The sequence below is a fragment of the Paenibacillus sp. JCM 10914 genome (genome assembly GCF_001315105.1).
Taxonomy (GTDB): Bacteria; Bacillota; Bacilli; order Paenibacillales; family Paenibacillaceae; genus Paenibacillus_AQ.
This window is the reverse complement of the sequence record NZ_BAZR01000047.1, coordinates 1-14,663: the sequence shown is the minus strand read 5'-3', so window position 1 is coordinate 14,663 and position 14,663 is coordinate 1. Positions and strand designations below refer to the sequence as shown.

Below are 14,663 nucleotides of genomic sequence, written 5' to 3'. Positions count from 1 at the left end.
ATTGACTCTACAACCTTGAATCGTTATCATGAACCATAATGCGAAAGCAACGACCAAAAACGGCCACCGCTACTTGCAGCTACTTTTAAAGGCGTAGAAAAGGGAGGCATACAAGTGGAACAACACGATAAGATTGTGATTATAGGGGTAACAGGTTACATCGGAGCATGGATTGCCAAACAGTTGACAGATATGGGCTATAACCAGATTACCGGAACGTACCGTAATGAAGATAAGGCGCGTCAGCTTCAAACAATGCTGCCAAATTTGAACTTATACAAAGCAAACCTTGAGGAAACAGACCATTGGCAAGAAGTATTGAGTGAGGCCAAGTGGGTTTTTAATCAAGCGAGCGCATTCAATCCAAACGATACAACATTTAAAGATAGGGGTCGCACAAAAGAAAAAGGAATCCGCATGCTCTTACAATTGGCTGTTGATTCTGGGACTGTCAAAAAGATCGTTCATACCAGTGCCGAATCCACCATTGCTTACGCCAACGAAGATCCGTTAAAAACGACGTTTACAGAGGATGACTGGACAAATGAAAACAGAGAGGCTTATTTGACCTCCATATGGTTTCCAAAACAATGGAAGAAAAAGCGGCCTGGTCGTTTATACGCTCGCATGACAACACAACAAACATCAGCATGACAACGATCCACCCTACGCACGTCATGGGGCCAAGCTTTGCGCCTTGGCACCATGATATGATTTATGCTATGCTTCACGGCGATCGAGCTATGGCAGATTCGCAACTGTATGGGGTTGATGTTCGCGATGCAGCGGCCATGAATATTGCGTTGATGAAATCGACGGAAACGAATGGGCAGCGTCATTTCGCATCTGCATTTAAAACAACATACTCTGCCATCTTAGATTTTATTAAAGAACAATTTACAGATGAGCAGATTCAAACCGTGTTAGGTGATGTTGTTCAGATCATCCCTGGTGAAGTCGTGGCGGAATTATTCAGCCCGGTTCAGCAAACGTCATATTACCAAGATATGGTGCCCCGCATGTTAAACCGTGTAGTATACCAAACGAAACATCCTGAAGCTTATGTGTATAAGTATAAAGAGCCGAATGCTACGGTCTTACAAGCAATGGAAAACATGTTGAAACACAAAAACAAAGGATAACATGTAACGATTAGAAAAATGGTACGGATCGGGAGTTTGCTTTTTTGAAAGGCCGCATCATCCACACCTCCGTCGACCATGGCAACGCCTAAGGACCCAGTCTTCGCTGGGTCTTTTTGCTAGGCAATGGAAACGAGCCATGGGTATGCCATTCATACAGTCGGCTGGTTTTTGTTGCACTGTACCAATAGGACTCGACATAAACTTATCTGCTGTCGGAAAACCGACAGATTACCCGTTCCTGTTTGTTGTAACCGCATCCATTCAACTTTAAGATAAGGATGATCTTACGAATCCATTATCGATTTCTTCGGAAATCTGAATAGCTTAAAGGGGGATCTTCCACAATGAGTAGACTGGCGGGGAAAGTAGCGATTATTACAGGGGCGGCAGGTGGACAAGGGGCGGCCGAGGCCAAACTGTTCGTCAAAGAGGGTGCAAAAGTTATCGCTACCGATATGCAGCTCGAATTGCTGCAAGAAACGGTAGCCGACATTAACGAAACTTTCGGCGAACATGCGGTCGCTGTTCAGCACAACATCACAAGCGAAGAAGACTGGAAACGCGTGGTCGACGAAGCAATCACTCGCTTCGGCAAAATCGATATTTTAGTCAATAATGCAGGCATTTTGGGGAAACTAAGCAGCGACGTAAACGATTACACGCTGGATGAGTGGAATACCATTCTTAATGTTAATGCGACAGGTAGCTTCCTTGGGATGAAAGCGGTTATGGGGGAAATGAAAAAAAATAAAAGCGGATCGATCGTGAACATTTCTTCGATCGCGGGACTGGTTGGCGGTCAAGGCGGCGTACCGTACCAAGCTCGAAGGGCGCTGTTCGAATCATGACCAAATCCGCGGCCATTGATGCTGCCGCTCATGGCGTTCGGGTCAATTCGGTCCATCCAGGAACAGTTGCTTCGCCGATGTCGAATGCGATACTGGCAGCCGATACGCAAAATTCAGCGGCGACCCGCATTCCGATGGGCCGCGTCGGCGTACCGGAAGATATCGCTTACCCTGTACTGTTCCTTGCCTCGGATGATTCCAGATACATGACCGGCACCGAGTTGGTCGTCGACGGTGGAGAGACTGCGGTATAGTCAGCGCTTGTTCAATTAGAATAACCATAACGCCTCCAAGCTCATCAACCACTTGCCTAGAATGGAACCGTGAGTGTGCTTGGAGGCATTTGTGCGTCTGTGAATACTATGATTTAAGCAGCATATGGGTGATGGGGACAAGCGAATTACGATGAATTTGTTCGCATAAATAGGCTGCGGAATATTTAAAATTCGTCATCATCCAATATTTAAGCAATCCGATGGTCGATGCATTGTGATAGATGACGCTCAAATCGTAATCGAGTTTCTCCTGACTGTCCTTGATGAGCACGATCTCTTCCGAAAACATCGTCCATAGCAGCTTCTCGATCCGTTCAAACAGGCCTGGATGGAAGGAAATTTTGGCTAGCGCCTTAAACAACTGTTGATGTCTTTCCACATGCTTACAGATCAGGAACGTAATCAATTGGCCTTCATGAACCGATATTTGCTGGCTTTTCTTAAACGGCTCTCGCAGTGCTTGCGCGATCCCGTGCAGCGCATCGTCAAACATATCTTCCAGAAGCTCGTTCTTGTTCTTATAGTGAAAATAAAAAGTGCTGCGATTATAGTCGGCGCGATCCGATATCTCCGATACGGATATGTTATCCGGGTCATTGCTTTCCAGAATCAGCTGAATCAACGATGTCTTTAGTGCATGTCCCGTGTGCAGATGCTTTCGAGATTGCCGAGTCGTATCCATAATTTGTTGTTGCCCCTTCCATCACTAATGAACGCTCTTTGTATACGATACCATATTTAAATCACGTTCTAAAACGAATGGAAGCTACTTTGTTGAATGCGCTTCCACGCATAAATGTCGCATCGCGGCGCGATTCATCGCACGTTGCGCAGAATAAGGGAATGGATATTTCATCCATTCCCCAAGCTTGATAATACATACCTGTTGACTTGCTATAATTTAAATCTTTTTACTCATCAGTATACCCTCTTGTTACCGGATTGAGCATCGCTGAAAAAACATTTTCCTACGATACGTCTAAAGTTACTCCCACCAGTTTGCTGAAGGGTATTTCGTTGCTCCTATTGTTACGATTTCACCTATTCTAGGTGTCGCCAAAGCTACATTCAGCTGCTCAGCCGCTAATTTTGCCCGTTCAATAGGATCTGTCCAACTGTGTAACGCTAACGTAAAAGCTCCCCAGTGGATAGGAATCATCAATTTGCCTTGTACATCCAGGTTAGCTTGCAATGACTCCTCAGGAGTCATATGAATATTGGCCCACTTTTCATCATATTGACCCGTTTCGATCAGCGTGATGTCAAACGGTCCGTATTTATCGCCAATCTCCTTGAAATGTGGTCCGTATCCGCTGTCGCCGCTATAGTATACTCTCGTTTGATCACCAACAATGACCCAGGAGCTCCATAAGGTAGACCCGCCGCTGCTTCCACCCCGGCCCGAGAAATGTCTCGCTGGCGTGTTGATTAAGGTCAGTCCCTCAACGGACTCCTCATCCCACCAATCGAGCTCTTTAATGCGTTCAGGTTCGACCCCCCACTTCGTCAGATGCCCGGCAACCCCTAAGGGAACTATGAATTGCTTCACATTTCCTTTCAGCTTGCGAATCGATCCATAGTCCAGATGATCGTAATGATCATGCGATATAATTACAGCGTCTATTTCAGGCAAATCCTCTATCTCTGCCGGCAGCTTGTCGCTGTAACGTTTGGGACCGAAGTAACGAACAGGAGAAGCATAGTCGCTGAATACGGGGTCTATTAACAGTTTCACCCCATTTACTTTCAGCAATAGTGTGGAGTGACCAAACCAGATTACCTGATCTTCTTTACTTTCCGTGAAAGCTTTCGAATCAAAAGAATCGATCGGCATATCCCCCTTTGGTCTGCTGTTCGGAGTCCCTTTGATCGTTTTAATCAACGCATCCGCGGTATCTTTTAAACTGTAATCCATCGGCGTTGGAATTTGATTGCGGAACTTTCCGTCGATAAACTGCGGAGAAGCTTGAATTCTTTTCTGACTTTCCGCCGAGCTTTTGCCACCAAGCGGAGGATAATATTTCAGTATTAAAAAAATAACTACAGCGGATATGACGACTAGAATTAATAATTTCATTCCGATTGATCCCAACTTTCTCTTCATCACATAACAGAACCGTGACCCAGAATCGCTTTTGGCTCCAAATACTCTTCAATTCCGTACGTACCGTGATCCCTGCCAATGCCGGAGCTTTTAAACCCTCCGAACGGTGCTTTTGGTTCGTCGTGCAAGCCGTTGACCGAGATCCGTCCGGCCACGATCTGTTCGGCAACGCGATTACCCCGCTCCGTGCTTCCGGAGAAGACAAACGCCTGCAAGCCATACGGTGTATCGTTGGCGATTTCGATAGCCTCTTCTTCCGTCTTATACGTAATGATCGATAGGACGGGACCAAATACTTCTTCCTGCGCAATCGTCATATCATTCGTTACATTGGAGAACACCGTCGGCTTAACATAGTAACCGTCTTCGAGCCCTTGAGGACTGCCTGCGCCGCCGACAACCACTTCAGCTCCGTCTTCGATCGCTTGGTTAATATAGCGCTGTACCCTTTCGAACTGCTGTTGATTCACCATTGGCCCAATAACCGCGGCTTCGTTCCAGAGGTCGCCCACTTTTAACGATTCGACGGTTGTCGCCATTAAACGTTTGACCACCTCTAGACGCGATTCCGGAACGAGCACCCTGGTGCCGGCAAGACAAGCCTGACCGCTGTTGATGAATCCAGCCCCTACCGCCAGCGGGACGGCTTTCGTGAAGTCGGCGTCATCCAAAATGACGGTAGGCGATTTTCCTCCCAGCTCGAGCGTAACTCTTTTTAAGTTAGCCGCCGCGCCTGCCGCGATTCGTTTTCCGATTGCCGTGGAGCCGGTAAACGTGATGCCGGTCACGTCCGAATGGCGAGTTATCTCTTCGCCGACTACTTCTCCCTTCCCGTTAACGATATTGATAACGCCAGCCGGGATATTGGCCGCATGCACGGCTTCCATAAATATTTCCGTTTGCGCCGCACTAAATTCGCTCGGCTTGACAACCACGGTGCAGCCCGCCGCTAACGCTGGCCCGATTTTATTCACAAGATGCGTTGCATTGGCATTCCAAGGCGTAATGACGCCCACGACGCCGACCGGTTCCATTCGAACTTTTGCTGTTCCAGCCGCTCGTATATAGGGATACGATTGGGCCGTTTCCTTCATATCCGATAAGGCGTTGATGGCTATTTGCGTCAGCATTTTAGCCACTGTAACCGGTGCGCCGTATTCCGAAACGGTCGCCTCCGTCAATTTATCGAATCGTTGCGAAAGCGATTCATGCAGCCGCGAAAGTATGTCCACGCGTTCCTCAACGCTCGTTTTAGCGTACGTCTTGAATGCTGCTTTAGCAGCCTCTATTGCATTGCGCGTATCCTCAACGTTTCCTAACACGACTTTACCGGTTGTTTGCTTGTTTACGGGATTGATCAGCTCCAGCTCTTCCGTGCCCAACGGTTTGACAAATTGTCCATTTATATAAATCTTATCGTATACATTCATTGATTGTTTCCTCCCCATCTTACAAATTATTTAGTTTAAAGCATTTTATATTTTACATGTTAAAGTCCACTTTAAGTCAATAGCTTAAATTAAAATAAGCGAAGCCCTGCCCATTATTTCTATCGATAGAAATAATGGGCAGGGCTTCGCTCATATTCACTTGAAGTTTTCATTCGTCGGCCCATCCAACTTCTCAATATGCTCAAGAAAGCGATCCTCCGGGTTACCGCTTTGGGTGTTATTATACACCTCTAGCTTATGACTCACTGCTTCAAAAGCCTCGTTCAGCACCTGCTGCTTTTTTACGATTTCTGCTTGATGTGCTTCCAATATGGTCCTTCTCTGTGCAATCGTCGCTTCCCCCTGCTTGGCAAGCTCGACAATTTCTCTTATACCTGCTATGCTCATGCCCGTTGCGCGAAAACAAGTCATTAATCGGATCCAGTCCAAATCCTTTTTGTCAAACAGGCGATTGCCATTGTCGTCCCTGCGAATATTCGGCAATAGTCCTTCTTTATCATAAAAACGTATGGTATGTGCGGGGCAATTTAATTTTTCCGATGCTTCCTTGATTGTAAACAATTCGTTCTCCCCCATTTCAAAATGACTTCGTGCCGGAATAGTTAATAGAAAGCAAAAATCCACAACCTCATGCGGTTGTGGATTTACATATGGAGGCGAGGGGAGTCGAACCCCTGTCCCTGACTGATTCCACCATATTAACGTTTATCATTTAATCCCCGGAAGCCTTGTCCAGCAAGCTTTCGGGGATTTATCCTTATTACATCGTCACGCATGAGGTTAAACAATTTTTCTCGTTTCAGGGGGTTTGTCTACATCGTGTCTACAGGTTTCAGAGGGGATACCGGGATAATTTCGGGTATCCTTAACGCCCTTTACGGGTTCCAAACACTGCTTTTTATCGGATTAACATAAGGAATCCGGCACTCCTTCATGACTTCCACAAAATCCTTATCATTATTAGTCACCAGAGTTGCTTTCCTGACAATGGCAGTGGCCGCAATTAAAGCATCGGGCAATTTAATCTTCCTGTTAAATTTCTTATGAAAATAAGAACGAATTTCTCCTGCTTTTACCGCAACTTCACGAGTGATTTCTGCTACCTCATCAGAGGCATTAACAAACCCGCTGATCGCGTTCGTCAATTCCTGATTGCCGTACACCGCTTGAGACGAAAATAACTCTGCTTCCGTAATAACCGATAGCTCCAGGCTATTGGCTGGCTCACGAAATACATCATTCATATAGGTCAAGACGGCAGGATTGCCTTCCAAGTAATAAATACAGATGTTTGTATCAAACAAAAATCGGCTCAAAGCTGCGTGCCCTCCCGATCCTCTTCACCTTCACGGCCAGCAATGGCATGCAACTCTTTAGCAGCTTCGGGGTACTTTCTCAGAATGCCCGCAGTTTCGTTCACTGTCTGCAATAAAACGCGCTCGTTCCTCCGCTTTTTCTGAGGAGGCTGATTTCTTCAAACGGATGACAGCTTCACCCTCGTCTTCTTCAATATTCATATTTATAAACTCCTGAGAATTCAGCAGCTTTTGAAATTCAGGTACAAATAACGAATGATCCTTTATTTGTTTCATCATCGTCACCTCACGGTCCATCCTACCCTACTCCTTTCATTATACACCATTTTGAACAATGAAATCATCCCAAATTACGATCGTGTATTGTTGTCGCCGCGTAAAACCTGGCCTATCTTATCCAATGTGTTTCGATGAGTCTTATCAAATATATGAGTGTATATCCGGCTCGTCGTAGCTACATCGGAATGTCCCAGCGTTTCAGAAATATCCTTCAATGAAGCTCCAGCTTCGTGCAAAATACTTGCAAAGGAATGCCGCAATTCATGAAATCGAACTAATCTCAAATTATGCTTCTTCAAAAAGGCTGTAAACTGCTCTGTAACTGTATTGACTCTATAGGGCTTGCCGTCATCTCGTGTGAATACGTAATCGTTCTTATGGTAGTCCTTGCCCAGTATGCTTTCAAATTCTTTTTGCCGCTCCGTGGCTCTCAGCAAAACAACATGAATTTCATCTTGCATGTACAGTGATCGTTGAAAAGCATGAGGTTAATGCCAAGATGACACCGAATAGTCGCAACGGCAAGAGTAAGAAGACGGTCGTCAGTGAATACGGTGAGCAGGAAATTACAGTTCCACGGGATCGCTTGGGAGAGTTTGAGCCGCTCGTTGTCCAAAAGCATCAAAAGAACGTAACCGGCATCGAGGATCAGATTATCGCCTTGTATGCGAAGGGTGTCAGTACGCGCGAGATCCAAGACCATTTGCAAAATCTATACGGTATCGAAGTGTCGCCCACGCTCATCTCCAATGTCACCAACAAAATCGTCCCCCTCATTAAGGAATGGCAAAACCGACCACTTCAAGGTGTGTATGCCGTGGTCTATATGGATGCGATTCACTTTAATGTGAAGCAGGATGGAGCCATCGTAAATAAAGCAGCCTATATGGTCATTGGCATCGATCTGGACGGAAACAAAGATGTGCTCGGCATGTGGATTGGTGAAAATGAATCCAGCAAGTTTTGGCTCAGTGTGCTCAATGACCTGCGAAATCGCGGGGTTCAGGATATCCTCATCATCTGTGTCGACAACTTGAACGGCTTCTCACAGTCGATTGCCGCCTGCTATCCGAAGACCGAAATTCAGAAATGTATCATTCACCAGATCCGCAACTCGACTCGCTACGTGTCCTATAAGGATCTCAAGAAAGTCACCGCAGATTTGAAGCCGATCTACAAAGCGGCCACCGAGGAAGGAGCCCTTCTCGAATTGGACCGGTTCGAGGAAATCTGGGGCGTGAAGTATCCACTTATTGTCCGCTCTTGGCGGAGCAATTGGGAGGAACTCTCGACCTTCTTCAAATACCCACCCGAAATCCGGAAGCTAATCTACACCACGAATATGATCGAGAGCTACCACCGGCAGCTTCGCAAAGTGACCAAAGGAAAGAGCATATTTCCGACCGATGAAGCCTTGCTCAAAATGCTGTATCTGGCCACGGTGGATGTCACCCGTAAATGGACAGGACGTGTGCAAAACTGGGGACAAATGCTACTTCAACTGTCGGTCTTTTTCCCAGATCGAGTAAGCAACTACTTGCGTTAGAAGCGCCAAAATCCCCTCGGGGAATTCATTGGTATAGAGTTTACACAAAATTATTGACATACCCCATTAAAACGAAATATGTAGGGCTCTACACAATAATCAGTGCTTGACAGCTCGTATCGGTGAGGTTCGCATCCCGAGGACCAGTTAAGCCTGGCCTTGTACGGAAGCGGGAACACTACTTAAGTCACTGTTTATGTCAAGCACTGATTTCGGTTTTGAGGCGATAAACAATTACTCTTCTTGAGCACTCCTCGACTGATCCTCAATTTTCATGACTTCCTCATTCATAGTATAATGAACAAACCAGCGCCCTAGTTCTGTTAAATGGTATTCTTTATCTTCATCAAAGGCCGACGCCATCAAGCGACTACCTTGACTAGATCTTCTGGTGGATTTCTTTAAGAAATTCCCATATTTGTCCTTTTCTCGATACTGCCTTATTATCATGCCTAAAGATAACTCATGTATAAGCAACTTAAATAGATCGGCTTCTGCTGAGTCCTCTCTAACCTTAGCGCCATATATTCTTATCCACATCTCATACCTAGTAATTCCTGGTTCTCTATGTATTTCTCTTATTATTTTAAAATGTGATTCATTGTAGATATCAATCCATTTAATAAATATTCTAATTATATCATCGCTACAGATTTGTTCCACTGCTGCTGCATTGATTAAAAGATTTCTAATAAGCACTCTCTTTTCTTCACTCTCAGCAGCACTCCAATCACGGAGACACCTTTTTATAAGCGACAAATACTCTGGACTCTGTATTCGTTGGTTTGTTAGTTCATCAGTTTGATCAATTCTCAACATTACTTCGGCAAGGGTCTTGCCGACTTCTACAATTTCTTCTTCCTGAAGTTTCAACCAAGTCAAAAGTAGCTTTTGAAACCTCTTTTGATCGAACTCAGACCAAGCGGCACCAGCTGCTCCAGCCACACTACCTGCTATAGGAATTCCTCCTAATGCTGACAATACTACTTTAGCTACACTCGGAGCAAGTCCACTATCCAACGTTTCGAAGAGCTTCGCTTTATCAAAAGGTTCTTCCATGCTGTCCCCTCCCTTTTTTTAAAATAGTCTCAATGCATTCGATTCTTGCTAAATAAGACAGGAAGAAAAACTTCTTCCTGTCTGCTGATAAACTCGTCTCAACCGCTTATTAACTAATTCAACAATAACACGCGATCCCTAAAGATTATATGTCGAAATCTCTCCCATAGCCTTTTCAGCCTCAATTCTTAGTCTCTTTGCTTTCATAACCAAGGCTCTACATCTTCTGACATACTTGACTTGTTCAGTTAATGGAGGGAAAGGAATATAAATATCTTCAACATCTCTTTCTGTGAATTCAATTTGGCCTGTCGAACCAGTATACAATCTATCTATTTGCAGCTGGCCTAGCTCGGAACGTAAGAACCAAACTACAAAGTCCGGAAGTAGTTGTTTTCTAAGTACCTCTTCTTTTAATCGGATTATTGTTACATGGCTGTCAACTAATCCACCTACAAGATCTTTTTTTACAAGTAAACTTTTTCCTAAGGTTCCCTCTCCAGTCGAAGCCAGCAGAACATCATTTAGCTTTGTTCGATAGCTCTTATAGTTATTCGCCAACTCTTCAGTTACGTAATCAATTCCAGCCCCTTCTTGTGGGCCTGTTTTCCCAATGTTTCCTGCTTTTATCATTCTTACATTGGAACCAATAGCATTATAATTAGCTTTCACAGGAGTTTTTCCTCGTTTTAAAAGTACTGGATTTCCATCTCTTCTTAGTATGTTTTCGTATTCATCTAAATCTGTCGGATTACATATGACAGAAAACTTTTGCGCCCCATTATCTACTAATTGCTGGATTGCCTCCAATACTAGAGGATCGTGATATTTATAATCAATGCGGATGTTCAGATTTTTTATGCTGAGTACTTCACTTATAGACAAAGGGTAAGACTCGAAGTACCCTCCTGTTTGCTCAAGTGTCAAGTTCGCTGTGGAAAGTTCGTTCCACCTATCTTTCATTACTTTGCTAATTTCCTCAATCTTTGGAGATACTATGTCACCTTTTTTATTGTAACCTACTTGAGTCATTTGGATCATTCTAACAGGATAATCCTGCAATATATCCTCAGGGTAATCACTGTTCTTCTTCTTCAAATATAAAATACTTGTTTTTACATTTATTTTATTGGGAGCAAATGCAGATTTCGGAAGAGAAACAATTGCTTCAATAAAGCAATTATTAATGATATATTCTCTAACTTGTTTCCACTTTGCAGAATTCAAAATGGATTCATCAATGATCGTTACGATTTCTCCATCTTTTTTAGTAGATGCAATCATTTGCTGGATAAATAGACCCTGAGCAGTTGTAATTTTAATATCAAAATTCTCCATATCTTGCTCGGTCAAGCTATCTGACTCAGAACTACCAAATGGAGGATTTGCCATTATTACGTCAGCTTCTTTAAGTTTATCAATGTTCTCTTGGGACAAGGTATTTCCTTGGTATATATTTGAGGCACCGTCTCCAGCAATTATCATGTTCATCTTTGCTGCTACAACGATACTAGGATTCGCATCTTGCCCATAAAACATGTCTTCCTTAATATTTTTTATTAGATCAGTGTATTGATCTAAGGTCAAAATATCTTTGTATTCAGTTTCAGCAATTTTCAAAAACATCCCAAGACCATAGACTAAGAACCCACCTGATCCACACGCTGGATCAACTATCTTAGGTGTTTTCCCTGTCATTTGTTTTCTTACAATTAGCTTTTTGACATTAATTAAGTCGTACATCAGATGTATAATAGGTCTAGGTGTAAAATATTGCCCTAATCCTTTTCGTCCTTGTAATGTTGTACGAATGAAGTACTCAAAAACTGTTCCCTTTACATCAACTTCAGCATCCATAAAATGAATTTTGGCCAGTTCATTCACTAACTTTTGAAATGTCGAAGCTTTCTTTATGTAGAGTAAAGAACGAAAAGAAACTTCCTCATGTCCAGATGCTTCACCTCTATAAGCAATTGGCGCCAAATCCTTAAACTTAGGATGGGTAAAAATCTGGGTTATAGCGTTTTTAATAGTTTGCATTGTCAATGAGTCATCTTTTCTTTCAGCTAATTCGTAAAAACTTAGAGTTAGTGGGTTGGGTATACTATCAGTAAGATCACCACTATCAATCTTCTCTTCTAAAAGCTTGAGGAAGATTATTTTTGATAAATCACCAAAAATATGAGTCTCATCTTTCTCAACATTACGGATAATGTTATGACACCTTTTTAGTAAATCCTCCAATTGACTGGCAGAAACAGTTGGTTTAAAAGGTAAGGATTTGTCGCTAGTAAGATTAATGTCAGGTAAAGTAGGATTGCTAGTGAATCTTTTTAAAACAAGATCCATATCTGAGTACGCCGGAATCTTTGAAATAATCATTTCATTGAATGTAATTCGTTTCTTTGTATGAACATTATAAAGCCTAAACTCTACTCCATTTGTAACTACTACGAAAGGAACATCTGCATGACTTCCGTAATTTAAAGCTTGGTTGATATGCTTCTGCTCTATTTTTAAAGTATCTTTCTTTACTTCTATGACAAACATCGGCTTCCTAGCTGCTTTTGATTTTTTTATTACTATGTCTTGGAACAGTGTTGAGTCACCTATTTTAATTGATTCTTCAAAAAACATATTATTATCAATCTCGTATCCCCTACGATTAAGATAAGGTATCACTCTTTTAATAAGAGTCTCTGTTTCCTTCACGAATAACTCTCCTTTGTTACTTAGGTATACTATTAGAATATACAATTCTCAGGAAATATGAAAGTATTTTTTACAGGGCTTCCTGAAAGATTTTTGAACCAGACATTAAAATGTGTTCTCTTATCAAAAAAGCTTAAGGAAGATCAATTTCCCAGAAGATTGTTGCCCAAAACAAGAAGGAATTTTTTCTCAACCGCTGGTGCCGAAGAGTATTCCCATTAATACAGGAAACCGCTTTCTCGTTTTAATAAAGATACCTTTCTTAATTTTATAATTCCTCATTTTCAATTAGATTAGAGACAACACGTCTACAAAAAAACCAAAATACAAATTTAATTGTGTCTACAATTCGTCTACAATTCCCCAATGAAAAGGCAAAAACCCGCTCTATGAGCGGGTTTTTAGTATGGAGGCGAGGGGAGTCGAACCCCTGTCCGAAGATAACGACAACACAAGCTTCTACGGGTGTAGTGACAGATTTGATGTCACCCTAGGAACTCCCTGTCACCGGATTCCCTTCAGGTCAGCCTGATTATCTTCTTCAGCACACCCCAGGCGGAGATGTGACAGCGTATCCCACTAAAGTTGAGCCCTCATCCCGGTACATGGGCGATACAGAGCGAGAGCACGCTCACAGGTTATTAAGCTGCGAAAGCGTAGTTGTTGTTTTGTTTGCCGTTTAATAGGCTTTAGCGTTGATGAAGTGGACGCGTCCCCACTACCCGCTACTCATGCCCGAACTACCCCCGTCGAATCCAAAAACGCCCCCTTAAGTTGGAGCAATGCCGGTGGGTTGCACCTTAACATTCCTGCCAAAAAGGGTCTTGGATTAATCAAGAAATGTTCAGCCATAGCAGTCATGCTATTGCGCATCCTTTCCCTCCAAGAAAGAATGACAAGCTAAACGAATGCTTATTGTCAAAGATCTTATCGATCTCACTTACATCACTTAGTATATCACAAAATACATCAAAATGATATACGCATTGCAGGTAACAGAGCTAAAAGATGCCATTCCTGCGACTTATCTTGCAATCTTCTGCTTCTCACGGAGTGCACGCTGGATATCGCGCTGTGCATCCTTCTTGGCGGCATCGGCACGTTTGTCATACTGCCGTTTACCTTTACCGAGGCCGAGCAGCAGCTTAGCGTAGCCGTTGCGGATGTAAACCTTCAGCGGTACGATGGCGTAACCATCTTGCTTGGACAAGCCTAGCAGTTTGCGGATCTGTTCCTTATGCAGCAGCAGCTTCCGTGTTCGTGTAGGGTCCGTAGGGTTGTTGCGGTTCCCTTGCTCGAACGGGCTGATGTGCATGTTATGGATATGAATTTCGCCGTTACGGATCGTCGCGAATGCATCGCCGATATTGGCGCGGCCGTTGCGGATCGATTTGATCTCTGTTCCGGTCAAGACCATTCCGGCTTCATACGTATCCTCGATGAAGTAATCATGGGAAGCTTTTTTGTTCTGGGCCAGAACCTTCCCGTCACTTTTCTTACCCATGGTCTCACTCCTTGCCTTAAGCATGATAATGGAAAAAGGACTTCCGGCAGATCACCCCAAAAGCAATCCCACCAGAAGTCCATTGTATCAAACGTACAGCTGCAAAAGCAAGGTAGGCTAAGCGTTAGCCAGCACTAATCCTGAAAGAGAAACTCACTTTTTCTTCTTCCGTACAAAAGCTGCCGTACCGTTGCCACCTTTGTTCTTGCGTTTGCGGCCACCGCTGCCGCCAGCATTGCCGCCCTCTTTACTACCGCCTGGCGTTGGGCCGTCTCCAATGAAGATGCCGCTGCCCGACGTTTTCTTGCGGCGGCCTTTACCGCCACCGCCACCCGAACGGGCATTGCGGTCGAAGCCCAAGGCGCTGCCGCCAGCGGAGTTGTAACCGCCTTTGCCGGAGCCAAAGGCGAAGTTCGACGCCTGC

12 protein-coding genes, 1 other RNA gene and 3 pseudogenes are annotated in these 14,663 nt (G+C 43.9%); 4 read left to right on the top strand and 12 right to left on the bottom strand.

Features of this window, described 5'->3' with window-relative positions; genetic code table 11:
* The first annotated feature begins 114 nt into the window (after positions 1-114).
* From JCM10914_RS26845 to JCM10914_RS26835, 3 genes and pseudogenes are all read left to right on the top strand, one after another.
* The gene (locus JCM10914_RS26845; protein WP_023967010.1) at positions 115-654 is read left to right on the top strand and encodes an NAD-dependent epimerase/dehydratase family protein; all 540 of its coding nucleotides are present in this window, start codon (positions 115-117) and stop codon (positions 652-654) included.
* Complete coding sequence (locus JCM10914_RS26840) at positions 591-1,142, top strand: hypothetical protein (RefSeq protein ID WP_158442486.1); 552 nt, start codon at positions 591-593, stop codon at positions 1,140-1,142. The genes JCM10914_RS26845 and JCM10914_RS26840 overlap by 64 nt, the downstream gene beginning before the upstream one ends.
* A 347-nt stretch (positions 1,143-1,489) precedes the next feature.
* A pseudogene (locus JCM10914_RS26835) lies at positions 1,490-2,247 on the top strand (glucose 1-dehydrogenase).
* A gap of 106 nt (positions 2,248-2,353) precedes the next feature.
* Here the strand turns inward: JCM10914_RS26835 and JCM10914_RS26830 are convergent.
* The 7 genes from JCM10914_RS26830 to JCM10914_RS26800 form a co-directional block, all read right to left on the bottom strand.
* Positions 2,354-2,950: a TetR/AcrR family transcriptional regulator gene (locus tag JCM10914_RS26830; protein ID WP_023967003.1), complete on the bottom strand. Its 597-nt coding sequence runs from the start codon at positions 2,948-2,950 to the stop codon at positions 2,354-2,356.
* A gap of 303 nt (positions 2,951-3,253) precedes the next feature.
* On the bottom strand, positions 3,254-4,345 hold the full coding sequence (locus JCM10914_RS26825) for an MBL fold metallo-hydrolase (RefSeq protein WP_023967001.1): 1,092 nt from the start codon (positions 4,343-4,345) through the stop codon (positions 3,254-3,256).
* Between the two features lie 26 nt (positions 4,346-4,371).
* Positions 4,372-5,802 carry an aldehyde dehydrogenase family protein gene (locus JCM10914_RS26820; RefSeq protein WP_023966999.1) on the bottom strand — a complete coding sequence of 477 codons (1,431 nt, stop codon included), beginning with the start codon at positions 5,800-5,802 and terminating at the stop codon, positions 4,372-4,374.
* Between the two features lie 156 nt (positions 5,803-5,958).
* Positions 5,959-6,384, bottom strand: coding sequence for a MerR family transcriptional regulator (locus JCM10914_RS26815; RefSeq protein WP_231638769.1), 426 nt, complete (start codon positions 6,382-6,384; stop codon positions 5,959-5,961).
* Between the two features lie 314 nt (positions 6,385-6,698).
* A complete protein-coding gene (locus JCM10914_RS26810) occupies positions 6,699-7,139 on the bottom strand; it encodes a type II toxin-antitoxin system VapC family toxin (protein ID WP_023966995.1) in 441 nt (146 codons plus the stop codon).
* A 57-nt stretch (positions 7,140-7,196) separates the two neighbouring features.
* The gene (locus JCM10914_RS26805; protein ID WP_023966993.1) at positions 7,197-7,436 is read right to left on the bottom strand and encodes a hypothetical protein; all 240 of its coding nucleotides are present in this window, start codon (positions 7,434-7,436) and stop codon (positions 7,197-7,199) included.
* 53 nt (positions 7,437-7,489) lie between these two features.
* Entirely contained in the window at positions 7,490-7,879 is a 390-nt protein-coding gene (locus JCM10914_RS26800; protein WP_036720379.1) for a tyrosine-type recombinase/integrase, read from the bottom strand.
* A gap of 17 nt (positions 7,880-7,896) precedes the next feature.
* Here JCM10914_RS26800 and JCM10914_RS26795 point away from each other — a divergent pair.
* Positions 7,897-8,964: pseudogene (locus JCM10914_RS26795) on the top strand (IS256 family transposase); the annotation flags it as partial.
* 234 nt (positions 8,965-9,198) lie between these two features.
* Here the strand turns inward: JCM10914_RS26795 and JCM10914_RS26790 are convergent.
* The 5 genes and pseudogenes from JCM10914_RS26790 to JCM10914_RS29465 all read right to left on the bottom strand — a co-directional run.
* Positions 9,199-10,023, bottom strand: coding sequence for a hypothetical protein (locus JCM10914_RS26790; RefSeq protein WP_023966989.1), 825 nt, complete (start codon positions 10,021-10,023; stop codon positions 9,199-9,201).
* A gap of 138 nt (positions 10,024-10,161) precedes the next feature.
* On the bottom strand, positions 10,162-12,735 hold the full coding sequence (locus JCM10914_RS26785; protein ID WP_023966986.1) for an N-6 DNA methylase: 2,574 nt from the start codon (positions 12,733-12,735) through the stop codon (positions 10,162-10,164).
* Positions 12,736-13,139: 404 nt separating this feature from the next.
* Positions 13,140-13,504, bottom strand: a transfer-messenger RNA (tmRNA) gene (gene ssrA / locus JCM10914_RS28670).
* Between the two features lie 255 nt (positions 13,505-13,759).
* Complete coding sequence (gene smpB / locus JCM10914_RS26780; protein WP_023966984.1) at positions 13,760-14,239, bottom strand: SsrA-binding protein SmpB; 480 nt, start codon at positions 14,237-14,239, stop codon at positions 13,760-13,762.
* Between the two features lie 153 nt (positions 14,240-14,392).
* A pseudogene (locus tag JCM10914_RS29465) lies at positions 14,393-14,663 on the bottom strand (ribonuclease R); the annotation flags it as partial.